This is a genomic window from Stenotrophomonas sp. A3_2 (assembly GCF_036624925.1).
GTDB lineage: Bacteria > Pseudomonadota > Gammaproteobacteria > Xanthomonadales > Xanthomonadaceae > Stenotrophomonas > Stenotrophomonas hibiscicola.
Window position 1 is genome coordinate 1 of record NZ_JAZKVY010000254.1, and the last position, 441, is coordinate 441.

Annotated in this window: 1 protein-coding gene; it reads right to left on the bottom strand. The window is 76.6% G+C overall.

Annotation, left to right across the window (positions count from 1 at the left end; all coding sequences use genetic code 11):
- Positions 1-441, bottom strand: a 441-nt coding sequence (locus tag R5H29_RS11400; RefSeq protein WP_332329194.1) for a hypothetical protein, incomplete at both ends; no start/stop codon positions are given.

The window sequence follows — 441 nt, forward strand, 5'->3', positions numbered from 1 at the left end:
GACGGGACGGGCGCCGCGGCGGCCGGGAGCGCGGTGATCGCCGGCGGGGTGATGGGCTCGGCGGCGGGGGCGAGGCTCGCCATGAGGATTTCGATCTCGTCAGGGGTGCAGCCCGGGGACTCCAGGAGGGCCAGGGCGTGCTGGCCGAGGGGGCCGGCGAGCGCCTCGCCGATCGCGGCGCGGGCGGCCTCGAGCCCCGGGCGGAGATCATCGGGCAGGAGTGCGAGGTCGAGCACCACGAGGCGGTAGGCCGGGGTGATGGTGCCGCCGGCGCGGGTGGCTTCCAGGAAGGCGGCGCGGCGGGCGGCGTGGAGGCGTTCGGGCGGGGCCTGGACCGCGGCGATGAGCGCGTGGAGGCGGGCGAGCTCGGTGCCGATGATATGGGCGAGCAGCGCGTCGATATCGGCAATCAGCACGTCGCTCGCCCGCGCGAGCTGCACC